The sequence below is a fragment of the Streptomyces sp. SCUT-3 genome, from assembly GCF_014083985.1.
Classification (GTDB): Bacteria; Actinomycetota; Actinomycetes; order Streptomycetales; family Streptomycetaceae; genus Streptomyces_H; species Streptomyces_H thermolineatus.
Genome location: NZ_CP046907.1, coordinates 5500548 through 5525306 on the forward strand (window position 1 = coordinate 5500548; position 24759 = coordinate 5525306).

General features: G+C 75.6%; 23 protein-coding genes. 15 read left to right on the forward strand and 8 right to left on the reverse strand.

Going from position 1 to position 24759, the window contains the following annotated elements; genetic code table 11:
* Positions 1–70 precede the first annotated feature (70 nt).
* From GQS52_RS24260 to GQS52_RS28025, 3 genes are all read left to right on the forward strand, one after another.
* Positions 71–331: a hypothetical protein gene (locus GQS52_RS24260; RefSeq protein WP_182315537.1), complete on the forward strand. Its 261-nt coding sequence runs from the start codon at positions 71–73 to the stop codon at positions 329–331.
* Positions 332–492: 161 nt separating this feature from the next.
* Complete coding sequence (locus GQS52_RS28020; protein ID WP_259371187.1) at positions 493–1281, forward strand: alpha-amylase family glycosyl hydrolase; 789 nt, start codon at positions 493–495, stop codon at positions 1279–1281.
* Entirely contained in the window at positions 1239–2264 is a 1026-nt protein-coding gene (locus tag GQS52_RS28025; protein WP_259370947.1) for an alpha-amylase family glycosyl hydrolase, read from the forward strand. The genes GQS52_RS28020 and GQS52_RS28025 overlap by 43 nt, the downstream gene beginning before the upstream one ends.
* 105 nt (positions 2265–2369) lie before the next feature.
* Here the strand turns inward: GQS52_RS28025 and GQS52_RS24270 are convergent, their stop codons facing one another.
* The 3 genes from GQS52_RS24270 to GQS52_RS24280 all read right to left on the reverse strand — a co-directional run bounded on the left by GQS52_RS24270 (position 2370) and on the right by GQS52_RS24280 (position 5340).
* Positions 2370–3263, reverse strand: coding sequence for a sulfite exporter TauE/SafE family protein (locus GQS52_RS24270; RefSeq protein WP_182315539.1), 894 nt, complete (start codon positions 3261–3263; stop codon positions 2370–2372).
* The gene (locus tag GQS52_RS24275; protein ID WP_259370948.1) at positions 3260–3850 is read right to left on the reverse strand and encodes a rhodanese-like domain-containing protein; all 591 of its coding nucleotides are present in this window, start codon (positions 3848–3850) and stop codon (positions 3260–3262) included. The genes GQS52_RS24270 and GQS52_RS24275 overlap by 4 nt, the downstream gene beginning before the upstream one ends.
* Before the next feature lie 104 nt (positions 3851–3954).
* The gene (locus GQS52_RS24280) at positions 3955–5340 is read right to left on the reverse strand and encodes an MBL fold metallo-hydrolase (protein WP_182315543.1); all 1386 of its coding nucleotides are present in this window, start codon (positions 5338–5340) and stop codon (positions 3955–3957) included.
* A gap of 411 nt (positions 5341–5751) precedes the next feature.
* On the opposite strand from GQS52_RS24280, the gene GQS52_RS27105 reads away from it, so the two are divergent.
* The 9 genes from GQS52_RS27105 (at position 5752) to GQS52_RS24320 (ending at position 17760) form a co-directional block, all read left to right on the forward strand.
* A complete protein-coding gene (locus GQS52_RS27105; RefSeq protein WP_346268260.1) occupies positions 5752–6654 on the forward strand; it encodes a universal stress protein in 903 nt (300 codons plus the stop codon).
* Entirely contained in the window at positions 6651–9167 is a 2517-nt protein-coding gene (locus tag GQS52_RS24285) for a glycosyl hydrolase family 65 protein (RefSeq protein WP_259370949.1), read from the forward strand. The genes GQS52_RS27105 and GQS52_RS24285 overlap by 4 nt, the downstream gene beginning before the upstream one ends.
* A 112-nt stretch (positions 9168–9279) precedes the next feature.
* Positions 9280–11967: a pyruvate, phosphate dikinase gene (ppdK, locus tag GQS52_RS24290; protein ID WP_182315547.1), complete on the forward strand. Its 2688-nt coding sequence runs from the start codon at positions 9280–9282 to the stop codon at positions 11965–11967.
* 214 nt (positions 11968–12181) lie between these two features.
* Positions 12182–13828: an HAD-IC family P-type ATPase gene (locus GQS52_RS24295; RefSeq protein WP_220472793.1), complete on the forward strand. Its 1647-nt coding sequence runs from the start codon at positions 12182–12184 to the stop codon at positions 13826–13828.
* Complete coding sequence (locus GQS52_RS24300) at positions 13825–14310, forward strand: HAD-IC family P-type ATPase (protein ID WP_275946487.1); 486 nt, start codon at positions 13825–13827, stop codon at positions 14308–14310. Before GQS52_RS24295 ends, GQS52_RS24300 begins: the two co-directional genes overlap by 4 nt.
* Positions 14307–14741 carry a cation-translocating P-type ATPase C-terminal domain-containing protein gene (locus GQS52_RS24305; RefSeq protein ID WP_182315549.1) on the forward strand — a complete coding sequence of 145 codons (435 nt, stop codon included), beginning with the start codon at positions 14307–14309 and terminating at the stop codon, positions 14739–14741. Before GQS52_RS24300 ends, GQS52_RS24305 begins: the two co-directional genes overlap by 4 nt.
* Before the next feature lie 228 nt (positions 14742–14969).
* Complete coding sequence (locus GQS52_RS24310; RefSeq protein WP_182315551.1) at positions 14970–15632, forward strand: CBS domain-containing protein; 663 nt, start codon at positions 14970–14972, stop codon at positions 15630–15632.
* 57 nt (positions 15633–15689) lie between these two features.
* The gene (locus GQS52_RS24315; RefSeq protein ID WP_182315553.1) at positions 15690–16337 is read left to right on the forward strand and encodes a pyridoxamine 5'-phosphate oxidase family protein; all 648 of its coding nucleotides are present in this window, start codon (positions 15690–15692) and stop codon (positions 16335–16337) included.
* Between the two features lie 334 nt (positions 16338–16671).
* Positions 16672–17760, forward strand: a complete 1089-nt coding sequence (locus GQS52_RS24320) for an alcohol dehydrogenase catalytic domain-containing protein (RefSeq protein WP_182315555.1) — start codon at positions 16672–16674, stop codon at positions 17758–17760.
* Here the strand turns inward: GQS52_RS24320 and GQS52_RS24325 are convergent.
* The 5 genes from GQS52_RS24325 to paaK form a co-directional block, all read right to left on the reverse strand.
* Positions 17699–18376: a CBS domain-containing protein gene (locus GQS52_RS24325; RefSeq protein WP_259371189.1), complete on the reverse strand. Its 678-nt coding sequence runs from the start codon at positions 18374–18376 to the stop codon at positions 17699–17701. The two genes, GQS52_RS24320 and GQS52_RS24325, sit on opposite strands and share 62 nt — an antisense overlap.
* Before the next feature lie 5 nt (positions 18377–18381).
* A complete protein-coding gene (locus tag GQS52_RS24330) occupies positions 18382–18951 on the reverse strand; it encodes a flavodoxin domain-containing protein (RefSeq protein ID WP_182315557.1) in 570 nt (189 codons plus the stop codon).
* Between the two features lie 731 nt (positions 18952–19682).
* Complete coding sequence (locus GQS52_RS24335; protein WP_182316696.1) at positions 19683–20090, reverse strand: cyclic nucleotide-binding domain-containing protein; 408 nt, start codon at positions 20088–20090, stop codon at positions 19683–19685.
* 282 nt (positions 20091–20372) lie between these two features.
* A complete protein-coding gene (locus GQS52_RS24340; protein WP_182315559.1) occupies positions 20373–21098 on the reverse strand; it encodes a dienelactone hydrolase family protein in 726 nt (241 codons plus the stop codon).
* Positions 21099–21304: 206 nt separating this feature from the next.
* Positions 21305–22564, reverse strand: a complete 1260-nt coding sequence (gene paaK / locus GQS52_RS24345; protein WP_182316697.1) for a phenylacetate--CoA ligase PaaK — start codon at positions 22562–22564, stop codon at positions 21305–21307.
* 380 nt (positions 22565–22944) lie between these two features.
* Between paaK and GQS52_RS24350 the strand changes: the two genes are divergently transcribed.
* The 3 genes from GQS52_RS24350 (at position 22945) to GQS52_RS24360 (ending at position 24734) form a co-directional block, all read left to right on the forward strand.
* Positions 22945–23799 (forward strand): 3-hydroxyacyl-CoA dehydrogenase family protein, encoded by an 855-nt coding sequence (locus tag GQS52_RS24350; RefSeq protein WP_182315561.1) that lies wholly within the window; start codon positions 22945–22947, stop codon positions 23797–23799.
* A gap of 123 nt (positions 23800–23922) precedes the next feature.
* Positions 23923–24189: a GlsB/YeaQ/YmgE family stress response membrane protein gene (locus GQS52_RS24355; RefSeq protein ID WP_182315563.1), complete on the forward strand. Its 267-nt coding sequence runs from the start codon at positions 23923–23925 to the stop codon at positions 24187–24189.
* Between the two features lie 119 nt (positions 24190–24308).
* Positions 24309–24734 carry an OsmC family protein gene (locus GQS52_RS24360; RefSeq protein ID WP_182316698.1) on the forward strand — a complete coding sequence of 142 codons (426 nt, stop codon included), beginning with the start codon at positions 24309–24311 and terminating at the stop codon, positions 24732–24734.
* The last annotated feature ends 25 nt before the right edge of the window (positions 24735–24759 follow it).

A 24759-nucleotide genomic window follows, 5' to 3' on the forward strand; every position in this document is an offset into this window, starting at 1 on the left:
GTCCGTTTGGGCGGCGCCCGGTCGGCAAGGCGTCCGGGCAGTCCTGCCGATCTCCGGAGAGGAGTACGAAGTGATCACCAGCGATCACGTCCGGGAGCTGCTGGCCGATCCCGACGAGGACCTGGTCCTGGTCGTGGTGGAGGGCCGGGCGCACGTGGTGCCCCGCCCGGAGCTGGGCACGGGCCGTTACGGCGGGGGCCTCGAGGTGGCCTCGGCCGCCGACCTCGCCGGCCTCGTCCCGGTGCCGGAGGGCGCCCGGGAGGGCGGCGACGAGGAACTGCGTCAGGTGGCCGCCGCCCTGGAGGCCGAGGTGAACCGCCTCGGCGGCTGACCGCCCCGCGGCCGGCCCCGCCGGACCCCTCGGCGCCGACGGCGCCCGACCGGGCGCGGCGCGCGATGCGCCCGGGCCGCCCGTTCCAGGCCACCGGCGCGGCCCGCGTGTGGTGTGCTGGGACGGTGCCGGGCCCGCGCCCGGGAACGGAGGTGCACCGGTTGGACGTCGACGAGCCCTGGTGGAAGTCCGCGGTCGTCTACCAGGTCTATCCGCGCAGCTTCGCCGATTCCGACGGCGACGGGATCGGGGACCTCAGGGGGATCACCGCGCACCTGGACCACCTCGCCGACCTCGGCGTCGACGTGCTGTGGCTGTCCCCGGTGTACCCCTCGCCCCAGGACGACAACGGCTACGACATCAGCGACTACCAGGACGTCGACCCGATCTTCGGCACCCTGGACGACTTCGACGAACTGCTGGCCGCCGTCCACGCCCGCGGCATGCGGATGATCATGGACCTGGTGGTCAACCACACCTCCGACGAGCACCCGTGGTTCGCCGCTTCGCGGAGCGGCAGGGACGACCCGCGGCGGGACTGGTACTGGTGGCGGCCCGCCCGCGAGGGCATGGAGCCCGGCGCGCCGGGCGCCGAGCCCAACAACTGGGGTTCGTTCTTCTCCGGCTCCGCCTGGGAGTTCGACGCGGCCACCGGCGAGTACTACCTGCACCTGTTCTCCCGCAAACAGCCCGACCTCAACTGGGAGAACCCGCAGGTGAGGCAGGCCGTGCACGCGATGATGCGCTGGTGGCTGGACCGGGGCGTGGACGGCTTCCGGATGGACGTGGTCAACCTGCTGTCCAAGGACCCGGCCCTGCCCGACGGCATCGTCCACGAGGACCGCCGGTACGGCGACGGCTCCCCCACTACACCTGCGGGCCCCGCATCCACGAGTACCTGCGGGAGATGCGCCGCGAGGTCTTCGCCGGGCGGGCGGGCACGTTCCTGACGGTCGGGGAGATGCCCGGCGTCACCGTCGACGAGGCGAGGCTGTTCACCGATCCGGCCCGGGGCGAGGTCGACATGGTCTTCCAGTTCGAGCACGTCGGCCTCGACCACGGCGACGGCAAGTTCGACCCCCGCCCGCTGCGGCTGACCGACCTCAAGGCGTCCCTGGGCCGCTGGCAGACCGGCCTGCGGAAGACCGGCTGGAACAGCCTGTACTGGAACAACCACGACCAGCCGCGCGTGGTCTCCCGCTTCGGCGACGACGGCGAGCGGTACCGCACGCGCTCCGCGACCATGCTGGCCACCGTGCTGCACCTGCACCGCGGCACCCCGTACGTGTACCAGGGGGAGGAGCTGGGCATGGCCAACGCCCCGTTCGCCTCCGTCGAGGACTTCCGGGACATCGAGTCGCTCAACCACTGGGCCGAGGCCGTCGGGGGCGGGGCCGATCCGCAGGAGGTGCTGCGTGGGCTGCGCGCGACGGGCCGGGACAACGCCCGCACGCCCATGCAGTGGGACGCCTCCGAGCACGCCGGGTTCACCACCGGCACGCCCTGGATCCCGGTCAACCCCGACCACCGGTGGGTCAACGCGGCAGCCGCCCGGGCCGATCCCGGATCGGTCCTCCACCACTACCGCCGGCTGATCGCGCTGCGGCACACCGAGCCCGCCGTCGTCCACGGCGACTTCCACATGCTCCTCGCAGACGACGAGCGGGTCTACGCCTTCCTGCGGCGGTACCGGGACACCGAACTGCTGGTGCTGGGCAACTTCACCGGGGAGGCCGTGCCGGTCGAGCTGCCGGAGGGCCGGCGGGGGGCGGAGCTGCTCCTGGGAAACCTGCCGCCGGGCGGCCTCCCGGACGACGGGCCGCGGACCGCCGACCCGCGGACCGGCCCGCCCGGCGACCGCCTGGTGCTCGAGCCGTGGGAGGCACGGGTCCACCGCCGCGCCGCGGTCCCGCCCGCGACACCGGACGCCTGAGCGCCCGCCGGAACGCCGGAACGCGGGAATCCCGGAACGCGGGGAGCGCCCGTTGCCGGGTGCTCCCCGCGTTCCGGGGTTGCGTGGTCCTGCCCTCCGGCCGCCTCAGCGGGTGAGCTGGGAGGCGCGGGTGTCCTCGGCGGCGGACCGGTCGCCCGCCCGGCGGCGCCGGAGCAGCGCGACGACGCCTGCGACGGCCGCCAGGGCCGCGACGGCCCAGGTGACGGGGCTGCCGAGCACCGTGTCCCGCACCTGCGCCGGGACCTGCTGGCCGAGGACGAAGACGCCCATGACGATCACGAACCAGCCGAAGCCCTTGCGCAGCACTTCCTGCGGGATGCGGCCCGCGACGCGCCCGCCGAGCAGGCTGCCCACGACGGCGGCACCGGTGACGATCAGCGCCAGTTCCCAGTCGATCTGCACGCTGGACAGGTAGCCGGCCAGGCCCGCGAACGACTTCATCGCGATGACGAGCAGCGAGGTGCCGACGGCCACGGTCATCGGCAGGCCGCCCAGCAGGGCGAGGGCCGGCACGACGAGGAAGCCGCCGCCGGCGCCCACCAGGCCGGTGACCAGGCCCACCACGACGCCGTCGAGGACCACGCGGCCCACCGGCAGTTCGGTGTGGACGTTCTTGGGCCCCTCCTTGCGGCCGCGGATCATCGCGACCGCGGTGGCCACCATCATCAGGCCGAAGGCGACGAGCAGCACGGTGCCGGGGACGAACTCGGCCAGGCGGCCGCCGATGTAGGCGCCGGCCATGCCGGCGGCGCCGAAGATCAGCCCGGTGCGCCAGCGGACGCGTCCGGCGCGGGCGTGCGAGACCACGCCGGCCAGGCTGGTGACGCCCACCACGAACAGGGAGGTCGCGATGGCCTGCTTGGCCTCGACGCCGGCCAGGTAGACCAGGATCGGGACGGTCAGGATGGAGCCGCCGCCGCCCAGGATGCCCAGGCTGATGCCGATGAGCAGTGAGGCGGCGACGATGACCGCGATCACGAGCGGCCCTTCAGGGACGCCACGACGTCCTGGATGCTGGTGCGCGGACCGCGGTTGTAGGGGAGCTTGGAGAGCATCATGCCCATGCCGCAGGTGTTGGTGATCGCGGCGAAGACCAGGCCGCCGCCGACGAAGGTGCCGACCAGGTGCAGGCCGGGCACGAAGATGCCGGCGATGCCGGTGGCCAGGACGATCGAGCCGGCGACCAGGCGGACCTGGCGCTCCAGGTCCCAGTGGGGCTCGCCGTACTCCAGGGACTGGCCGGCCGAGTCCCAGGCGGTGATGCCGCCCTCGAGGACCCGCAGGTTGGGCAGGCCCGCCCCGGCCAGGGCCTCCTCGGCGAGGGCCGCGCGGCCGCCGGAGCGGCAGATCAGCACGACCTCCTCGTCGAGGTGGTTGGCCAGCTCGGCGCGGTGCTCGCGCAGCAGGTTCAGGGGCACGTTGTAGGAGCCGGCGATGTGGGAGGTCTTGAACTCGGCCGGGGTGCGGACGTCGATCAGCCGCGGGCCCCTGCCGTCCGCGAGGAGGCGGCCCAGCTCGGACGGGGTCAGGCGGGTGGGGGAGGCGGAACGGGTGTCGGTGCTCACGGGGTGCTCCTCGGGCGGGTGCGGGGACCGCCTGCGGGCGGTACCGGGTTCGTCTGGGGTCTGGAGGGGGCGGGGCGGCCGGGTGCCCGGCCGCCCCGGGGGCGTCAGGCCTCGGCGGGCTCGAAGGCCAGGCTCCATGCGCCGTAGCCGCCGAGCAGGTCGGAGACGTCGGTGCGTCCGTCGCGCCGCAGCACCGAGGCCGCGACGGAGGAACGGTAGCCGCCGGCGCAGTGGACGACGACGGGACGGTCGGCGGGGACCTCGGCCAGGCGGCGGGGCAGCTCGGCCAGCGGGATGTGCAGCGATCCGGAGACGAAGCCCTCCTCGCGCTCGCCGGCGCCGCGCACGTCGATCACGGCCGGGGGCTGCTCGGAGTCCAGCGCCGCGCGCAGCTCGTCCGCGGTCAGGCGGGAGGCGCGCTGCATCTCGTCGGGGACGGAGACGAAGGTCTCCTCCGGGGCGCCCAGGTAGCCGCGGACCCGGTCGAAGCCGATCCGGGCGAGCCGGGTGACGGTCTCCTCCTCCTGGCCCTCGGGGGCCACGACCAGCAGCTCGTCCTGGGGGGTCAGGACGGTGCCGCAGGTCTCGGCGAAGCGGCCGTCGGCGGGGACGTTGACCGATCCGCGCAGGTGGCCGGCGGCGAACTCCTGCGGGTCGCGGGCGTCGACCACGACGGCGCCGGCGGCGCGCTGCTCGAGGAACTCGGCGGCGGACAGCGGGCGGGCGGCCGCGGCCGGGTCGAACAGGCCGTGCTCGCGGCGGTTGAGGTCCGCGTCGTAGCCGAAGTAGCCGGGGGCGGAGGGCTGGCCGGCGGTGACCAGGGCGATGAACTCCTCCTCGCTCATCGGGGCGCAGGCGTAGTTGGTGGCGCGCTGCTGCCCGATGGTGGACTGGCGCTCGGTGGACAGGTTCTTGCCGCAGGCCGAGCCGGCGCCGTGGGCGGGGAAGACGCGCACCTCGTCCGGCAGGGACATCAGCTTGTTCTGCACGCTGTCGTAGAGCATCTTCCCGAGCTCGTCGGCGGTCACGCCGACGGAGGCGAGCAGGTCGGGGCGGCCGACGTCGCCGATGAAGAGCGCGTCGCCGGTCAGCACGCCGTGGGGCACCGCGTCGTCGGCGTGCTCGCGGACGACGATGCTGATCGACTCGGGCGTGTGCCCGGGGGTCTCCATGATCTCCAGCGTGACGTCGCCGAGGCTGATGCGCTCGCCGTCGGTCAGGGCGCGGAACTCGTAGTCGGCGTCGGCGCGGCGGCCGTATCCGATCCAGGCTCCGGTGCGGGCGGCCAGCTCCAGGTGGCCGGCGGCGAAGTCGGCGTGGAAGTGGGTGTTGATGACGCCCTCGATCGTGAACCCGCGCTCCTCGGCGTCCGCGAGGTACTCGGAGACGTCGCGGCGGGGGTCCACGACGACGGCCTTGCCCGTGGTCTCGTCGGCGATCATGTACGAGGCCTGGGAGAGGCAGTCGAGGTAGTACTGGGCGAAGAACACGAAGACCTCCGTGGTCGTGACAGGTGCCCGGTCGCTGGCCGATACCCCGGGGGGTATCTCTTGCTTCGAAGGTAGAACTCTTTCGCCGAGATGGCAAATACCCGGGGGGGTATCCGTGGGAACGGTTCCGCGGACCGCCGGAGAACTCGGCCCGATGGGAGAAAAATACCCCAAGGGGTATGCCCGGCGGAGGTCGCCCCGGCTCCCCCCGCACGGTCCGCCCGGACACTCCCCCGCGCGTGCCGCGGCCCCGGGGAAGGCCCCCCGGGGGGCGACCCCCGGGGCCGCCCCCCGGGACCCGCCGCCGCCCGCACGGACGGCGCCCCGTGGCCGGACCGCCACCGCGGTGCCACGGTGGTTGGTGCACCGGTTTCCCGGGCAGGCGCGGGACGGAAGCGGGACGGAGAGGTGGTGGAAGCCGTGGGACTCCCCCTGGTGGTGGGCACCGACGGGTCCGAGTTCAGCCTCCAGGCGGTGGACTGGGCGGCGGACGAGGCGGCCCGCCGCCGGGTGCCGCTGCGCATCGTCTACGCCTCGCTGTGGGAGCGCTACGAGGGGCAGGTGCCGTCCGAGGAGGGGACCGAACCGCTGGAGGGATGGGAGGCCGACCGGATCCTGGACACCGCCCTGGAGCGGGCCCGCGCCCGCCGCCCGGGGCTGGAGGTCTCCGGCGAGGTCCTGCCCGACGACGCGGCCGACGTGCTCGCCGACGAGGGGCGCAACGCCTCGCTCCTGGTCGTCGGCAGCCGCGGACGCGGAGAGCTGGCCGAACTGCTCCTGGGGTCGGTCAGCCTCGCGGTGGCCGCCCGCGCCGACTGCCCCGTCGTCGTGGTCCGCGGCCCCGTGCCGCCCCCCGGCCCGGGGCGGCCCCGGCAGGACAGGCCCCTGGTGGTCCTCGGGGTGGACGACGCCGGGGAGAACGCCTCCGCGGTCGCCTTCGCCTTCGAGGAGGCGCAGCTGCGCGGCGCCGAGCTGCTGGCCCTGCACGCCTGGCGCGCCCCGAAGGTCACCCCGCAGTCCCACCCCCTGATCGCCGGGGACGCGCACGCCGCCCCGGTGCACCACGCCCAGGAGACACTGGCCGACGCGCTGGCCCGCCCCGGCCGCGAGCACCCGCGGGTGACGGTCCGCCGGGCCGCCGTGGAGGGCAGCGCCCACAAGGCGCTGCTGGACGCCTCCGAGGGGGCGGAGATGGTCGTGGTGGGCACCCGCAGGCGCCTGGGCCACTTCGGGCTCCAACTGGGCCGCACCAACCACGCCGTCCTGCACCACGCCCCCTGCCCGGTGGCCGTGGTGCCGCAGGTGCCCCGGTGACGGCCGCGGCGCCGCCCGGGGTCCTGCGGAGCCCGCCGGCCCCGGAGTGGACCTGGGAGTACCGCGGGTACGAGCCGGTCGAGGAACGGCTGCGGGAAGCACTGTGCACCCTGGGCAACGGCTACTTCGCCACCCGCGGCGCGGCCCCGGAGGCCGCCGCCGGCCCGGTCCACTACCCGGGCACCTACGTCGCGGGCTGCTACGACCGGCTGGTCTCCACCGTCGCGGGACGGCAGGTGGAGAACGAGGACATGGTCAACCTGCCGAACTGGCTGCCCCTGCGCTTCCGCCCCCTGGAAGGCCCCGGCCCCGCCGGTGCTGCCCCCGCCGACCGCGGCGGTGCGGCCCCCGGCGCCGCGGAACCCGTGGACGCCGGCCGGTGGATCTCGCCCGACGAGCACCCCCCGGCCGAGTACCACCAGTGCCTGGACCTGCGCGGGGGGACGCTCACCCGCCGCGCGGTCTTCCCCCTCCCCGGCGGCGGGCGCCTGCTGGTCGAGCAGTGCCGCCTGGTGCACATGGGCGACCCGCACCTGGCCGCTCTGCGGACCGTCTTCACCGCCCTGGACGGGCCGTGCCGACTGGAGTTCGAGTCCGCCCTGGACGGGGCCGTCACCAACGCGGGCGTGGAGCGCTACCGCGACCTCGCCGGCGACCACCTCACCGAGGTCCGCACCGGCGCGGCGGACGGGGACGTCCTGTGGCTGTCCTGCCGCACCCGCTCCTCGCAGACGGTGATCGCTACGGCGGCCCGCACCCGGGTGACCGGCGCCGTCCCCGAGGACCCCCGCGACCTGCTGGAGGAGCTGAGGGCCGGCCGGCGGGCCGTGCTCCCCCTGGAACCGGGCCGGCCGGTGACCGTGGACAAGACCGTCGCCCTGCACACCTCCCGCGACCCGGCGATCGGCAGCCCCCTGCGGGCCGCCGTCGACCGGGTGCGGGAGGCGCCCGGGCTCCCCGCCCTCATGGACACCCACCGCGCGTCCTGGGACCGGCTGTGGCGGCGCGCCGAACTGGCGGTGCCCGGCGAGGCCGGCCGCATCCTGCGGCTGCACCTGTTCCACGTCCTGCAGACCCTCTCGCCGCACACCGCCGAACTCGACGTGGGCGTGCCGGCCCGGGGACTGCACGGGGAGGCGTACCGCGGCCACGTCTTCTGGGACGAGCTGTTCGTCCTGCCCTACCTGAACCTGCACCTGCCCGAGGTCTCCCGGGCCCTGCTGGCGTACCGCCACCGCCGGCTGCCCCAGGCGTGCCGGGCCGCGGCCGGGGAGGGCCTGCGCGGCGCCATGTACCCGTGGCAGAGCGGCAGCGACGGACGGGAGGAGACCCAGGTGCTGCACCTGAACCCCCGCTCGGGCCGCTGGCTGCCCGACCACTCGCGGCTGCAGCACCACGTCGGCTCCGCCGTGGCGTACAACGTGTGGCAGTACGGCCAGGCCACCGGCGACGCCGAGTTCATGCACACCAAGGGCGCGGAGATCATGGTCCAGGTCGCCCGGTTCTGGGCCGACCGCGCCACCCACGACCGCGCCGGCGGCACGTACCGCATCCTCGGAGTGGTCGGCCCCGACGAGTACCACGACGCCTACCCGGACGCGGCCCGCCCGGGACTGGACGACAACGCCTACACCAACGTCACCGCCGCCTGGGTACTGGCCCGCGCAGTGGAACTGGTGCGCCTGCTGCCCGCCCCGCGCCGCGACGACCTGTTCGACCGCCTCGGCCTGGACCGCTCCGAGCCGCAGCGGTGGGAGGAGGTCTCGCGCGGGCTGCGGGTGCCCTTCCACGACGGGGTGGTCAGCCAGTTCGAGGGCTACGAGGACCTGGCCGAACTGGACTGGGCCGGCTACCGGGCCCGGTACGGCAGCATCCGCCGCCTGGACCGCATCCTGGAGGCCGAGGGCGACACGGTCAACCGCTACCGGGCCTCCAAGCAGGCGGACGTGCTCATGCTGGGCTACCTCTTCCCGCCCCGCGAGCTGTCCGCCCTCTTCGCCCGGCTCGGCCACCGCATGGACGACGACATCTGGCGCCGCACGGTCGAGTACTACCTGCGCCGCACCAGCCACGGCTCGACGCTCAGCAGCCTGGTGCACGGCTGGGTGCTGGCCCGGGCCCGGCGCGCCGAGGCGTGGGCGTACATGCAGGAGGCCCTGGTCTCCGACGTCGTCGACATCCAGGGCGGCACCACCCCGGAGGGCATCCACCTGGGCGCCATGGGCGGCACCCTGGACTTCGTCCAGCGGTGCCTGACCGGACTGGAGACCCGCGGGGACGCCCTGTGGATCGACCCCGTGCCGGCGCCCCCGCCGTCCCCGGAGCTGCCCCACCCCTCCTACGAGCTGTCCGTGCGCCACCGCGGCCACTGGAACATACGGCTGCACATGGAGGGCGGCCGGCTCACCGTCACCGTGCCCGCCTCGGAGGAGCCGCCGCTGCGCATCGTGCTCGCCGGACGGCCCGTGACCGTCCGCCCCGGCGAGTCCTGCCGCCTCGACCTGCCCGCCTGACCCCCGATCCCGAACCCGAACCCGTCCGGGTCCCGGCCCCGCCGGGGCCCGGGACCCACAGCACGCAGCACGTCCCCCCGCGTCCCGCGCGGACCCCGGAAGGAGACCGGCCATGGCCGGATACGTGTACGACTTCGCCGAGGGCGGCATGGCGATGAAGGACCTCCTCGGAGGCAAGGGCGCCAACCTGGCCGAGATGGCCGGGCTGGGACTGCCGGTGCCGCCGGGGTTCACCGTCACCACCGAGGCGTGCCGGGTGTTCCTGGCCACCGGCAGGCCCCCGGAGGACCTGCGCGCGCGGATCGACGAGCACCTGGCCGCCCTGGAGCGCGCCGCCGGCCGGAGGCTGGGGGCCGAGGAGGACCCGCTGCTGGTGTCGGTGCGCTCCGGGGCCCGGTTCTCGATGCCGGGGATGATGGAGACCGTCCTGGACATCGGCCTCAACGACCGCTCCGTCCTCGGGCTGGCCCGGGCCTCGGGCAAGGAGAGGTTCGCCTGGGACTCCTACCGGCGGCTGCTGCAAATGTTCGGCCGGACCGTGATGGGCGTCGACGGCGAACTGTTCGACCAGGAGATGACCGCCCTCAAGCAGGAGCGGGGCCTGCGCGCCGACACCGAACTGGACACCGACGACCTGCGCCGCCTGGTCGACGACTACAAGGACGTCGTCCGCGCCGCCACCGGCGAGGAGTTCCCGCAGGACCCCGCCGAGCAGCTGCACCGGGCCGTCCTGGCCGTCTTCGGGTCCTGGAACGGCGAACGCGCCCGCCTGTACCGGCGGCGCGAGCACATCCCCGACGACCTGGGCACCGCCGTCACCGTCCAGACCATGGTCTTCGGCAACCTCGGCCCCGACTCCGGCACCGGGGTCGCCTTCACCCGCGACCCGGCCACCGGCCGCCGCGGCGTCTACGGCGACTACCTGCCCGACGCGCAGGGCGAGGACGTGGTCGCCGGCATCCGCGACGCCGTCCCCCTGCAGGAGCTCGAACGCATCTCCCCGGACTGCTACCGGGAGCTGCGCGCCTGCATGCAGACCCTGGAGGCCCACTACCGCGACCTGTGCGACGTCGAGTTCACCGTCGAGCGCGGGAAGCTGTGGATGCTGCAGACCCGGGTCGGCAAGCGCACCGCCCAGGCGGCCTTCCGGATCGCCGCCGAGCTGGAGGACGAGGAGCTGATCACCGCCGACGAGGTGCTGCGCCGGGTGGGCGGCGAGGAGCTGACCCGGCTGATGTTCCCCCGCTTCGACGAGAGCGCGGTCGGCGAACCGCTCGCCCGCGGCGTCCCGGCCTCCCCGGGCGCCGCGGTCGGCGAGGTCGTCTTCGACTCCGCCGAGGCGGTGCGGCGCGCCGCCGAGGGCAGGGACGTGGTCCTGGTCCGCCGCGAGACCGCGCCCGACGACCTGCCCGGCATGGTCGCCGCGAAGGCCGTGCTGACCAGCCGCGGCGGCAAGACCAGCCACGCCGCCGTGGTGGCGCGCGGCATGGGCAAGGTCTGCGTGTGCGGGGCGGACGGGCTGGACGTCGACACCTCCGCCCGCCGCTTCACCGCACCCGACGGGACCGTGGTGGCCGAGGGGGACGTGGTCTCCGTGGACGGCACCGCCGGCGCCGTCCACCTGGGGGCGGTGCCCACGGCCGAGTCGGAGGTCATGCACTGGTTCGAGACGGGCGAGCGCTCCGAGGGCGTGGTCGACGCCGTGCGCCGCGTCATGGACCGCGCCGACAAGGTCCGCAGGCTCGGCGTGCGGGCCAACGCCGACACCCCCGAGGACGCCGCCCGCGCCCGCCGGTTCGGCGCGGAGGGCATCGGCCTGTGCCGCACCGAGCACATGTTCCTCGGCGAACGCCGCCACCTGGTCGAGGAGATGATCCTCGCCCGCACCGAGGACGCCCGCCGGGCCGCCCTCGACGCCCTGCTGCCCCTGCAGCGCGACGACTTCACCGCCATCCTGGAGGCCATGGACGGCCTGCCGGTCACCGTCCGCCTGCTCGACCCGCCCCTGCACGAGTTCCTCCCCGACCGCCTGGAACTGGCCGTGCGGGCCGCGGAGGAGCGGGGCGCCGGCCGCACCCCGGACCCCCGCGACGCCGCGCTCCTGGAGGCGCTGGGCCGCATGCACGAGCAGAACCCGATGCTGGGGCTGCGCGGCGTGCGCCTGGGCCTGGTGGTTCCCGGCCTGGTCGCCATGCAGGTGCGCGCCGTCGGTGAGGCCGTGGCGCGGCGGCGGCGCGACGGCGGCGACCCCCGCGCGGAGATCATGGTCCCCCTGGTGAGCACCGTGAAGGAGCTGCGCGCCGTGCGGCGCGAGGTCCTCGAGGTCCTCGCCGCGGTCTCGGCCGAGACCGGCACCGACGTGACCTGCCCGGTCGGCACCATGATCGAACTGCCCCGGGCCGCCCTGACCGCCGGGCAGGTCGCCCGGGAGGCCGACTTCTTCTCCTTCGGCACCAACGACCTCACCCAGACCGTGTGGGGGTTCTCCCGCGACGACGCCGAGGCGGAGTTCTTCCCCGCCTACCTGGAGCAGGGCATCCTCGCCGACTCGCCGTTCGAGACGATCGACACCGAGGGCGTCGGGCGGCTGGTGCGCATCGCCGTCGAGGAGGGGCGGGCCGCGCACCCGGACCTGAAGACGGGGGTGTGCGGGGAGCACGGGGGCGACCCGGCCTCCGTGCACTTCTTCCACCGCGCGGGCCTGGACTACGTCTCCTGCTCGCCGTTCCGGGTGCCGTCCGCCCGGCTGGAGGCCGGGCGGGCCGCGCTGCCGCCGGCGGAGGGGAGCGACAGCAGGTGAACCGGCCCCGTCCCTCCGCCGACCGCCCCGCCCCCGCAGGCACCCCGGACGCCCCGGGCCCCGCCCCGCAGGTCCCCCGGGCCCCCCGGGCCCCCCGGGCCCCCCGGGCCCCGCCGGTCACGCTCCGGCGGGACCGGCGGGGACCGCGGCACGCCCGCGGGGCCTGACGCAGGAGGAGGCCGCCCGGCTGCTCGCCGAGCACGGCCCCAACGAGGTGGGCCGGGCCCGCCGCATCCCCCTGTGGTCCCGGGTGGTCTCGCAGCTGCGCGACCCCCTGATCGTCGTCCTGCTGGCCGCCGTGGTGCTCACCCTGGTCACCCGCGACCACACCGACGCGACGATCATCGCCCTGGTGATCGTGTTCAACACCGCCGTCGGGGTGGCCCAGGAGGTCCGCGCCGACAACGCGGTCGCGGCCCTGTCCGCACTGTCCGCCCCCACCGCCCGGGTGGTGCGCGACGGCGCCGAGCACGAGGTGCCCGCCGCCGGCGTGGTCCCCGGCGACGTCCTGCTGCTCGGCGAGGGGGACGTCGTCCCCGCGGACGCGGACCTGGTCGAGGCGTCCGCGCTGCTGGTGGACGAGTCCGCGCTGACCGGCGAGTCGGTGCCGGTGGACAAGGACGCCGCGGCGGCGGAGCCCGAGGCCGCCCGGCTGCAGGCCGGCACGGTCGTCCTGCGGGGCCGCGCCGTCGCCGCCGTCACCGCCACCGGGGCCGCCAGCGCACTCGGCCGCATCGCAGCCCTCCTGCACCCCCGCGTCGAGCAGACGCCGCTGCAGCGCCGCCTGGCCGGGCTGGGCCGGGTCCTGGCCGTGGTCGCCACCGTGCTGTGCGTCCTGGTCTTCGCTCTCGGACTGGCGCGCGGCCAGTCCGCAGAGGTGATGGCGGTCACCGCGATCAGCCTCGCGGTGGCGGCCGTGCCCGAGTCGCTGCCGGCCGTCGTCACCCTCTCCCTGGCCCTGGGCGCCCGCCGGATGGCCGCCCGCCGGGCCGTGGTGCGCAGGCTCCCCGCGGTGGAGACCCTCGGCTCGGTCACCGTCCTGGCCACCGACAAGACCGGCACCCTCACCGAGGGCCGCATGGTCGTGGAGCGGCTGTGGACGCCCCGCGGGACCGAGGCGGAGGTGACCGGCACCGGGTACGGGCCCTCCGGCGAGCTCCTGGTCGGCGGCCGCCCGCCCGGCCCGGAGCAACTGGACCGGCTCCGCGAACTGCTCACCGCGGCGGTCCTGTGCAACGACGCGACGCTGCGGCCCCCGGGGCCCGGCCGCGACGACTGGACGGCCCTGGGCGACCCCACCGAGGCCGCCCTGCTGGCGGCCGGGGTCAAGGCCGGCTGCGACCGGGAGGCACTGCTGCGCGAGTACCCCCGCGCGGCCGAGGTGCCCTTCGAGAGCAGCCGCAAGCGCATGACCACCCTCCACCGCGCCCCCTCGGACCGGGTCCTGGTGTGCCTCAAGGGCGCGCCCGAGGCCGTCCTGGACCCGGACGTGCTCCGGGAGGACGCCGGGCTGCTGGAGAGCGCCGCCCGGGAGGCGGCGCGACTGGCGTCCGCCGGCCACCGGGTGCTGGCCGTGGCCTCCGGCCTGCGCGACGACCTCCCCCGCCGCCCGGAGGACGCCGAGACCGGGCTGCGGCTGCTGGGCCTCGCCGCGATCGACGACCCGCCCAAGGAGGCGGCCGCCGCCACCGTGGCCGCCTGCCACCGGGCCGGAATCACCCCCGTGCTGATCACGGGGGACCACCCGGCCACCGCCCGCGCCGTCGCCGCCCGCGTCGGCATCCTGCCCCCTCGACCGCCGAACCCGGGCCCCCCGCGGCCGGGAGCGGTGCGGTCGGTGCGGCCGACGACACGGTGGTGACCGGGCGGCAGCTGGCCGCGGGCGAGGTGGCGGACCCGACCCGGGTGAGGATCCTCGCCCGCACCAGCCCCGAGCAGAAGCTGGACATCGTCCGCGCCTGGCAGGCCCGCGGCGAGGTCACCGCGATGACCGGCGACGGCGTCAACGACGGCCCCGCCCTGCGGCAGGCCGACATCGGCGTGGCCATGGGCCACCGCGGCACCGAGGTGGCCCGGCAGGCCGCCGACCTGGTGCTGGCCGACGACGAGCTGGGCACCGTCGTGTCGGCCGTCGAGGAGGGCCGCCGGGTCTACGACAACATCCGCCGGTTCCTCGTCTACGGGATGGCCGGGGGCGCCGCGGAGATCCTGGTGATGCTGGCCGGCCCCTTCTTCGGCCTGGTGGTGCCGCTGCGCGCCGGGCAGATCCTGTGGGTCAACCTGCTCACCCACGGGCTCACCGGGTCGCCATGGGTGCGGAGCCGGTTTCGCGCGCGGCCATGAACCGGCCGCCGAGGCCCCCGCAGGAGCACGTCCTCGGCGCCGGGCTGTGGCAGCGGGTGGTGCGGCTGGGCGTGCTGGTCACCGTGGCGAGCCTGGCCGCCGGTCTGTGGGCCCGCGAGGCCGGACGCCCCTGGCAGAGCGTGCTGTTCCTGTCCCTGCTGGCCGCGCAGCTGGGCGTGGTCACCGGGCTGCGCGACCGGCTGCGCACCCGGGAGAACCCGTTCCTGCCGGTCGCGGTGGCGGCCTCGGCCGCACTCGGCCTCGCCGCGGTCCACGTGCCCCTCCTGCGCACCTACCTGGCCACGGTGCCGCTGGACGGCACGGAGACGGCCGTGGCCGCGGCGGTCGGGCTGGTCGGCTTCGCGGGCGCGCGGGCGGAGTCCGCGTCCAGGCGCCGCAGCGCCCGCGCCGCCGCGCGGACCCCGACGTGACCGGGGTACGGCCGGGACACGGCCGGGCGCGACCGGACACGGCCGGGCACGACGGTGCGTGACCGGACGGAGCGGGACGGCCACGGACAGGGACCAACGGCCCTGCCCGTGCGTACCGGGGGGCCCTGGGCGCGGCCGCGCGGCACAGGCCATCCTGGGCCCGGACCCTCCGCCCGGGCGGTGCGCGGCAGGGAACACGGAAGCGGGAGCAGGAAGGGGACGCGGGGCATGCGGCACCGGACCGTCGGGGACGTCATGAGTTCCGCAGTGGTGGGGGTGCAGCGGGGGACCCTCTTCAAGGAGATCGTCCAGGTGCTGCACGAGCACGACGTCACCGCCGTGCCCGTCCTCGACGGCCGGGGCCGCCCGGTGGGCGTGGTCTCCGAGGCCGACCTGCTGCGCAAGCCCTCCGGCCGGGCGGCCGGGACGGGCCTGCCGCCCTCCCCCCGCGAGGACCCGTCGGAGCTGGCCAAGGTCGAGGCGACCACGGCGGAGGGCCTGATGACCAGCCCGGCGGTGTGCGCCCGGCCCGGGTGGAGCGTCGTCGAGGCGGCCGGGGTGATGGAGAGGCACCGCGTCAAACGGCTGCCCGTGGTGGACGACGCCGGCCGGCTGGTCGGGATCGTCAGCCGCAGGGACCTGCTGACGGTGTTCCTGCGCCGGGACCGGGCGATCACCGAGGAGATCGTGGAGGAGGTGCTGGTGCGCACCATGGGGCAGCGGCCCTCCGCGGTGAGTGTGCACACCCAGCACGGGCAGGTGGTCCTCAGCGGCTCCGTCGACCGCAGGAGCGCCGTGGACGACCTGGTGCGCCTGTGCCTGGGCGTGGACGGGGTGGTCAGTGTCGACCACCGGCTCGCGTACGACAGCGACGACACCGTCGTGCGGTAGCCGCGGGGAAGGGCGGGTGCCGTCCCGGCCCCGCCCGAGGGACGAAAGGGGCACGGCATGCCCGCACGCAATCCGGGGGACGTCGGCCGCCGGGCGGCGGCCCGCCGCCGGCAGCTGGGCCTGACCCGGGAGGAGGTGGCCCGGCGGGCCGGCATGGCCCCCGGCTACCTCCAGTACCTGGAGGAGCAGCCGGCCGACCCGGGCACGAGCGGGCTTACCCGGCTCGCCGGGGCGCTGGGCACCACTGTGGCCGCGCTCCACGGCGGCGGCAGGGACCTACCGCCGGGGACGGCCCGCGCCGCCCGGGGCCCGCGGCTGGTGGAGCTGACGCCGCAGGAGTGCCGGGAGCGGCTGTCCACCCACGGCGTGGGCCGGGTCGTCGTGACGACCCCGGCCGGGACGGCGGTCGTGCCGGTCAACTACTCGATGGTCGAGGGCGCCGTGGTCTACCGCACCGCCCCGCACGCGGTGCCCGCCGCGGCCGCCGGCACCGAGGCGGTCTTCGAGGTCGACCACATCGACGAGGCCCTCGGCCGGGGGTGGAGCGTGCTGGTCACCGGCCCGGCCCGCGAGGTGACGGACGCGGCCGAGGCCCGGCGGCTGGAGGAACGGGCCCGCAGCGAGCCGTGGGCGGGAGGGGACCGCCCGATGTGGGTGCTCATCGACCCCGAGCGCGTCACCGGCCGCCTCGTCGAGGCCGGCTGACCGCGACGGAGCACGGGCCCGGACGTGCGCCGACCCGGCCCCCCGGGACTGCTCGTGCCCGGACGGCCCGGGCCCGGAGGGCCGGGGCACGGCGTCCGCCCGGGCCCGGCGGGCCGGGGGCACGGCGTCCGCCCGGGCCCGGCGGGCCCGCACTCCTTCCCCGGACCGCGGCCGGGCACTCCGGGCGCCACCGGGCATCACCGGAAGGGACGGCAGCCGCTGCGCTTCCGCCGCTGCGGGCGCAGGCTGGACCTGCGGGGGACGCCGCGGCCCGCGGGCCGTCCGGCACCCGGAGAACCGCCGCCCCCGCCTCCACCAGCGGAAGGAACCCGAGATGAAAGCCTTCGTCTACCACGGGCCGGGCGAGGCCGCCTGGGAGGACGTACCGGACCCGGACCTCGAGGAGCCGGGCGACGTGGTCGTCCGTGTCGACACCACCACCATCTGCGGCACCGACCTGCACATCCTCAAGGGCGACGTGCCGGACGTGCGCCCCGGCACCGTCCTGGGCCACGAGGCCGTCGGCGAGGTCGTCGAGGCCGGGGGCGACGTCCGCTCGGTGCGCCCCGGCGACCGGGTGCTGGTCTCGTGCGTCACCGCCTGCGGGCGTTGCCGCTACTGCCGCGAGGCCGCCTACGGGCAGTGCCTGGGCGGCGGGGGGTGGATCCTCGGCCACAACATCAACGGCACCCAGGCGGAGTTCGTGCGCCTGCCGTACGCGGACATGTCCGTCCACCCGCTGCCGGGCGCGATCACCGGGGAGGAGGCGGTCCTGCTGTCGGACATCCTCCCCACCGCCTACGAGGTCGGTGTGCTCAACGGCCGGATCGGGCCCGGCGACACCGTGGTGGTGGTCGGCGTCGGCCCCATCGGGCTGGCGGCGATCGTCACCGCCCGGCTGTTCTCGCCCGGCCGGATCATCGCCGTCGACAAGGCCCCCGCCCGCCTGGAGACGGCCAAACGGCTCGGCGCGGACGTGGTGGCCGACGCCGCGGAGGACCCGGAGCAACTGGTGTCGGAACTGACCGACGGACTGGGCGCGGACGTGGTGATCGAGGCGGTCGGCGTCCCCGAGACCTTCGAGGCGTGCACCCGCATGGTGCGCCCCGGCGGCCACGTGGCGAACATCGGCGTGCACGGCAGGCCGGTGACCCTGCACCTGGAGCAGTTGTGGGACAGGAACCTGACCCTCACCACGGGCCTGGTCGACACCTTCTCCACGCCGACCCTGCTGGGCATGCTGACCGCGGGCCGCCTGCCGGCCTCGGAGCTGGTCACGCACAGCTTCGGGCTCCACGACATGGAGGAGGCCTACGACATCTTCTCCCGCCCGGCCGACACCGGTGCGATGAAGGTGGTGCTCAACCGCCACCAGGAACCGCGGGCCGTGGAGCCGGTGGCGGGGCGGCCGGCAGCGGGCTGAGTTCGCACTCGAACCCCACCGCGCCCTCGACGGAGCGCACCATCCGGGCGGCCACCGGGATCAGTGAGGTGTCCGGTATCCGCCCGGAGAGCGTCACCACGCCCGCCTCCACCGTCACGTCCACGCGGCAGGGGGCGGGGAAGAGGCGGGCGACGACCTCGTCGGCGACCTCCCGCGCGATCTCCTCGTCGGGGCGCAGGAACACCTTCAGCAGGTCGCAGCGGCTGATCACCCCCTTCAGCCGGCCCTGCGCGTCGACCACGGGGAGCCGCTTGACCCGGTGGTGCGCCATGATCCGCGCGGCCTGCGGCAGCGTGGCGTCCGGGCGCACGGTGACGGCCGGCGTCGTCATCAGCTCCTCCGCGGTGACGGCGCCGCTCTTGAGCATCTCGTCCCGGTAGCGCATCTGCTCCAGCCGGGACGGCTCGGTGTCCCGGTACTCCTCCTTGGGCAGCATGTCCGCCTCGGAGACCACGCCGACCACGCGGCCGTCGTCCTCCACCACCGGCATCGCGCTGACCTTCCAGCGGACGGACGCCTGCACGATCTCCTTGAACGGCGCCGTCCTGCGGACCGCGACGACCGTGCGGGTCATCACGTCGCCCACCGTGCGCATCCTGCTCACGAGGCCCTCCTGCCGTGGTCCGCCGGCCGCGCCGGGCCGGCCGTGCGGGTGCCGGTCGTGCGGGTGCCGGCCGGCAGGCTCCGGGCGATGTCCTGCGCCCAGTCGTCGATCTCCGGCCAGTTGCGGAAGTCGCCGTAGCGGCCGTGCATCATCCGGTAGGCCAGCCGGCCGGCCCCGGGGAGGTGCTCCTTGAGCAGGGCCCCGGCGAACGTGCGGTGCTCCCGGGGACGCAGCTCCTCCCGCCACCGGGAGACCTCCCTCGGCTCGGGGGAGTGCGCCTCGAACCAGCCGCCGACGACCCTGGCCAGCCCCACGCTGAACAGCCACACGGGGCGTTCGGTCAGCAGGGCCCGGTTGCGCCCGACGAAGCGCGAGGCGTCCGGCAGCCACGCGTTCGCGTGGACGGCGCTGCCGAGCACGAAGGCGTCGTAGACGCCGGCGTCCCCGACGTCGGCCACGGGTCGGGCCTCCGCCGCGATCCCCGTCTCGGCGAGCACGAGCGCGACGCGCTCGGCGATGCCCCGGGTGGAGCCGTGCTCGCTCGCATAACCGACCAGTACCAGCATCTCGCCACCTCCGGCGCTGAGCTCCGGCTCCCCGTCCCTGTCTCCAGGGTCCGCCCGCGGCGCGGTTCCGGCCAGGGGCGTTGGTCCCCGGGCCGGCGGCCGAAGGGCACGGCGGGGGAGAGGCGCGGACGCGGAGGGGCCCGGCGCGCGGGAGGCGGGCGGGCGGGGCCGGGGGGAGCGGCCTGGGGCCGGGGTCGTCTCCCCCCACGGAAACGACCCCGGCCCGGCCGGCCACCGACCGCCCGTCGGTGCCCGGCCCGTGCCGCTCCGGCCTGCGCCCGCGGGCGGAGGACCCGGCGGGCGCGGAGCGGCTCTTGACCAGTACAGCGGCGGCCCCTCCGAAAGTGTCACACCCCGCGGCGGTGACACTTTCGGGACGCCCTTCGCTGAGACGAATGAACGGGCCGCCACCCGTTCGGGGCGGCTGGGGAAGGCCGCCCGCACCGCAGCCGTCCGGGTCCGCCCCTCCGGCAGGACCGGGGCGGCCGCGGTTCCCCCGCCGGGCCGGGCGCGCGGACGGCGGAGCGGGGACGGGGGGCCGGACGGGGCGGGGAAGCAGCGCTGACGAAGAGCGCCGGCCCCGGCCGGCCCCGCACCCGGCAGGGCCCGCACCCGGCAGGTCCCCCGGGGGCGGCCCCGGGACCGCCCGGCACACCCCGGCGGACCAGCGCGCGCCGACGGACCTGCGCGCGCCGGTGGACCTGCGCGCGTCGGTGGACCCGTGCCCCGGGTCAGACGCCCTGGAGGCGGGCGCGGGCCGCCTTCAGCCGGTGCCCGATCACCTCGGCGACGGCGAGCACCAGGGAGTGGCCCAGTACCGGGTCCTCCCTGCACATCCGCTGCACGGCGTCGGCGTCGAACTCCAGGGCCCGCACCGGGCTGAGCGCCTCGGCCCCCTGGTGCCAGGTGCGGGGCGGGAACAGCCAGGACCAGCCGAGCAGCTCGCCGGGCCCGATGGTCTCCATCGTCGCGGCCCGGCGCCCGGGCACGTGCATGTCAAGGGTCACCGAGCCGGTGCGGATCACCCAGAAGCGGTCGGCCGTGCCGCCCTCCTCGAAGATCCGGGTCCCGGCGGGGAAGGACACCTCCTTGGCGAGCTCCATGAGTCTGGCACGGTGCTCGGCCGACAGCCTCGCCATCAGTTTCGCTTGGGAGTTCACCGGTCTGCCTCCTTCGGCGCCGCGGTCACGACGCGGAACGCCGCGCGGCACCGCCGCGGTACCGCGCGGCGGCACCTGCACGTCCCCGGCGCGCGGCCCGGTGCACGGGGGTGCCGCGGTTCCACTGTGCGCCGCGCCGGAGGCGCCGGTCGAGAGTCCGAAAGTCCCTGTTCCCGGGAACACCGGACCCGCCGGAGGACGGGCCGGAGGAGCGGCCGCCCGGACGGGCCCGGGCGGCCGGCCCTCGTGCACCCGGAGGAGTCAATCCGTTACGGGCAGGCACTCGGCGAGCAGGCCGACGACGTCGCGCCAGGCCCGCTGCGCGTGCAGTGGGTGGTGGCCGACGCCGGGGACCACGGCGTGGTCGACCGGCGGGTGGTGGAAGGCGTGCAGGGCCCCGCCGTAGACCACGAGGCGCCAGTCGACGCCCGCGGCCTGCATCTCGGCGGTGAACGCGTCCCGTTGCGCGGGCGGCATGATCGGGTCCTCCGACCCGACCCCGGCCCACACGGGGCAGCGGATGCGCGCCGCCTCGCCCGGCCGGCCCGTGGTCAGGGCGTTGACCGTCCCGATTGCGCGCAGGTCGACGCCGTGGCGTCCGAGCTCCAGCGCGATCGCGCCCCCGGTGCCGTAGCCGACGGCGGCGATCCGGTCGGGGTCGGCCCGCGGCTCGGCACGCAGCACGCCGAGCGCCGCGCAGCCGATGTCCCGCATCCGGTCGGGGTCGGCGAGCAGCGGCATGCAACGGGCCAGCATCTCCTCGGGGTCGTCCAGGCAGCGCCCGCCGTGGAGGTCGAAGGCCAGCGCCACGTATCCCAGTTCGGCCAGGGCGTCGGCCCGGCGGCGCTCGACGTCGCCGAGCCCCGGCCCCTCGGGCCCGATCAGGACCGCGGGCCGGCGGCCGGCACCGGCGGGGAGCGCGAGGTGCCCGATCATCGTGAGGCCGTCGGCCGGATATTCGACCGTACGCGTCGTGAACGTCGTCATGGGACCGGACCGTAGTGATCGCCGGGACCGGCCGGGCCGGTCTTCGCCGTCGGCGGAACAGCGCGGGCGCGGGCCGGGGCGCGGGCGCCGTGGAAGGTTCCGGTTCCGGCGGGGCACGTCGGCGCCGGTGCGGCCGGGCCGCTCCGGCGGCACGGCCGGCCGCCCGGACGGACCCGGACGACCGGCCCTCGTGTCCCCGGGGGCGGTCAGTGGTTCCGCTCGTCGACCACGCGGCGGATCTTGCCGACCGAGCGCTCCAGCGTCTCCGGCTCGACGATCTCCACCTCCACGCTCACCCCGACGCCGTCCTTGACCTCCGAGGCGATCGCGGCGGCCGCGGCCGCGCGCTGCTCGGGGGAGGTGCCGGGACGGGCCTCGGCGCGCACCGTCATGTGGTCCATGCGGCCGCGGCGGGACAGGCGCAGCTGGAAGTGCGGGGCGACGCCCCCGGTGCGCAGCACGACCTCCTCGATCTGGGTGGGGAAGACGTTCACGCCGCGCAGGATGATCATGTCGTCGCACCGGCCGGTGACCTTGGCCATCCGGCGGAACGCCGGGCGGGCGGTGCCGGGCAGCAGCCGGGTCAGGTCGCGGGTGCGGTAGCGGATCACCGGCACGGCCTCCTTGGTGAGGGAGGTGAACACCAGTTCGCCCTCCTCGCCCCCGGCCAGGACCCGGTCGGTGAACGGGTCCACGACCTCGGGGAGGAAGTGGTCCTCCCAGATGTGCAGGCCGTCCTTGGTCTCGACGCACTCCTGCGCCACGCCGGGGCCGATCACCTCGGACAGGCCGTAGATGTCCACGGCGTGGATGCCCGCCCGCTCCTCGATCTCCCGGCGCATCTCCTCGGTCCACGGCTCCGCCCCGAAGACGCCGATCCGCAGGGAGGTGCTGCGCGGATCGACGCCCCGGCGCTCGAACTCGTCGAGGAGGGTCAGCATGTAGGAGGGGGTGATCATGATGATCTCGGGGCGGAAGTCCTGGATGACCTGCACCTGGCGGGCCGTCATGCCGCCGGACGCGGGGATCACGGTGCACCCGAGCCGCTCGGCCCCGTAGTGGGCCCCCAGGCCGCCGGTGAACAGCCCGTACCCGTAGGAGACGTGGACCTTGTGACCGGGACGGGCGCCGGCCGCCCGGAGGGAGCGGGCGACCACGTCGGCCCACGTCGACAGGTCGTTGTCGGTGTAGCCGACCACAGTGGGGCGTCCGGTGGTCCCGCTGGACGCGTGCAGCCGGCGCACCTGCTCCGGGGGCACGGCGAACATCCCGAAGGGGTAGTTGTCCCGCAGGTCCGCCTTGGTGGTGAAGGGGAAGCGGGCCAGGTCCTCCAGGGTGCGGCAGTCCTCGGGGCGCACACCGGCGGCGTCGAAGCCGCGCCGGTAGAACTCCACGTTCGCGTAGGCGTGCGCCAGCGTCGCCCGCAGGCGGCGCAGTTGGAGCGCCCGCAGCTCCTCGACGCTCATCCGCTCCGCCGGGTCCTGCTCGGAGTGCGGGGGCGGGGCCGCGGCGGGGAGCGGGGCGGGGAGGGCGTCCGGCGCCGCTCCGGCCGCTCCGGCCGGGCCGGCCCCGGTGTCCGCTCCGGCTCCGACCCCGGTTCCGATCCCGGCGGGATGCGTCATGCCCTTCAGCCTCCTTGTGAACCGACCGATCATTCGGTTAGCTGTGTCCGGCAAGTAATCCAGTCCGCACAGCACCTGTCAAGGGAACGGGCGCGACGGGAAGCACCAGGTCCGGTGCCCCCGCACGCCGTTCCCGCCCCGGCGCGGAGCCGACCGGGGCAGGGCGATACCGGCTGGGCCCGCAGCACCGGACACCGTCGCCGGCAGACCGAGGAGAGCAGATCGTGGCAACCGCACCGGGAACCGTAGGCGTCGTGGGCGGCGGCCGGATGGGGGCGGGCATCGCCCAGTCCTTCGCCGCCGTCGGGTCGGCCGTCGTCGTCGTGGAGAGCGGCGAGGAGGCGGCGGCCGCGGCCCTGGAACGGATCGTCTCCGGCCTGCGGCGGGCCGCCGAACGGGGCAGGCTCGACGGGTCGGCCGAGGACGTGGCCGCCCGGATCACCGCCGTCGCCTCGGTGGAGGAGCTGCCCGCCGACGCCGACCTGGTGGTCGAGGCCGTACCCGAGGACGCCGCGCTCAAGGCCGGGGTGCTCGCCGCGGCCGAGAAGGCGGTGGGGGAGCGGACCGTCCTGGCCACCAACACCAGTTCGCTGTCCGTCACCGAACTGGCCGCCGCCCTGAGCCGCCCGGGGCGGTTCCTCGGCATGCACTTCTTCAACCCCGTGCCCGCCTCGGAACTGGTGGAACTGGTCGTTGCCCCGGACACCGAGCGCGCCACCGTCGACTCCGCCCTGGAGTGGACCCGCGCCCTGGGCAAGACCGACGTGGTCGTCAAGGACTCGCCCGGCTTCGCCAGCAGCCGCCTGGGACTGGCCCTCGGCCTGGAGGCCGTCCGCATGGTCGAGGAGGGCGTCGCCGCCCCCGAGGCCATCGACGACGCGATGCGCCTGGGCTACAAGCACCCCATGGGGCCGCTGCGCCTGACCGACCTGGTCGGCCTGGACGTCCGGCTGGCCATCGCCGAGTACCTGCACGAACGGCTCGGCGAGCGCTTCGCGCCCCCGCAGCTGCTGCGCGAGAAGGTCGCCCGCGGCGAGCTGGGCCGCAAGACCGGCCGGGGCTTCTACACCTGGGAATGACCGGGGGCGCGCCGGCCCTCCCGTTCCGGGAACCGCCCCGGCCCGCGGGGCGTCCCACACTGCGTGCACCCGCGGTCCGCGGGCAGGGCACGCACGTGGAGCACGGAGAGGCGGGGGCGCGCGGTGAGCATCGTCGGCTGGATCGTCCTGGGGCTCGTGGCCGGGATCGTCGCCAAGGTCCTGCTGCCGGGCAAGGACCCCGGAGGGCTCGTGGGCACCACCCTGACCGGGGTGGTCGGGGCGTTCGTCGGGGGGTGGACGTCCGACCGGTTCCTCGACCGGCCGGTCGAGGCCGGGTTCTTCGACCCGGCCACCTGGGTGGCCGCCGTCGCGGGCTCCCTGGTCCTGCTGATCGCCTACCGCCTCCTGTTCGGCCACTCGCGGCGCTGAACCGCGCGCAGGCCGGGGCGGACCCGGTTTCGCGGTGCGCGGCGCGTCGGGACGGGGAACGGACCCCGTGCGGTCGGATCATGTGAGGAAGCGCAACCGACATGCAGGAGGTAACCACCGTGGCCACCACGCGTACCGCCCACACGGTCTGGGACGGCAGCCTTTTCGAGGGAAGCGGCGTCGTCACCTTCGACTCGTCGGGGATCGGCGAGCACCCGGTCTCCTGGCCCGCCCGCGCGGAGGAGCCCAACGGGAAGACCAGCCCCGAGGAGCTCATCGCAGCCGCGCACTCCAGCTGCTTCTCCATGGCGCTGTCCAACGGCCTCGCCAAGGCGGGCACGCCGCCGACCCGGCTCAACACCCGGGCCGACGTCACCTTCCAGCCGGGGACCGGCATCACCGGCATCCACATCACGGTGGAGGGCCAGGTCCCGGGCATGGACGAGGCCGACTTCGTCAAGGCCGCCGAGGACGCCAAGGCCAACTGCCCGGTCAGCCAGGCCCTCTCCGGAACGACGATCACCCTGACGGCCTCCCTGGCCTGACCGGGGCGTCCGCGCCGGACAGCAC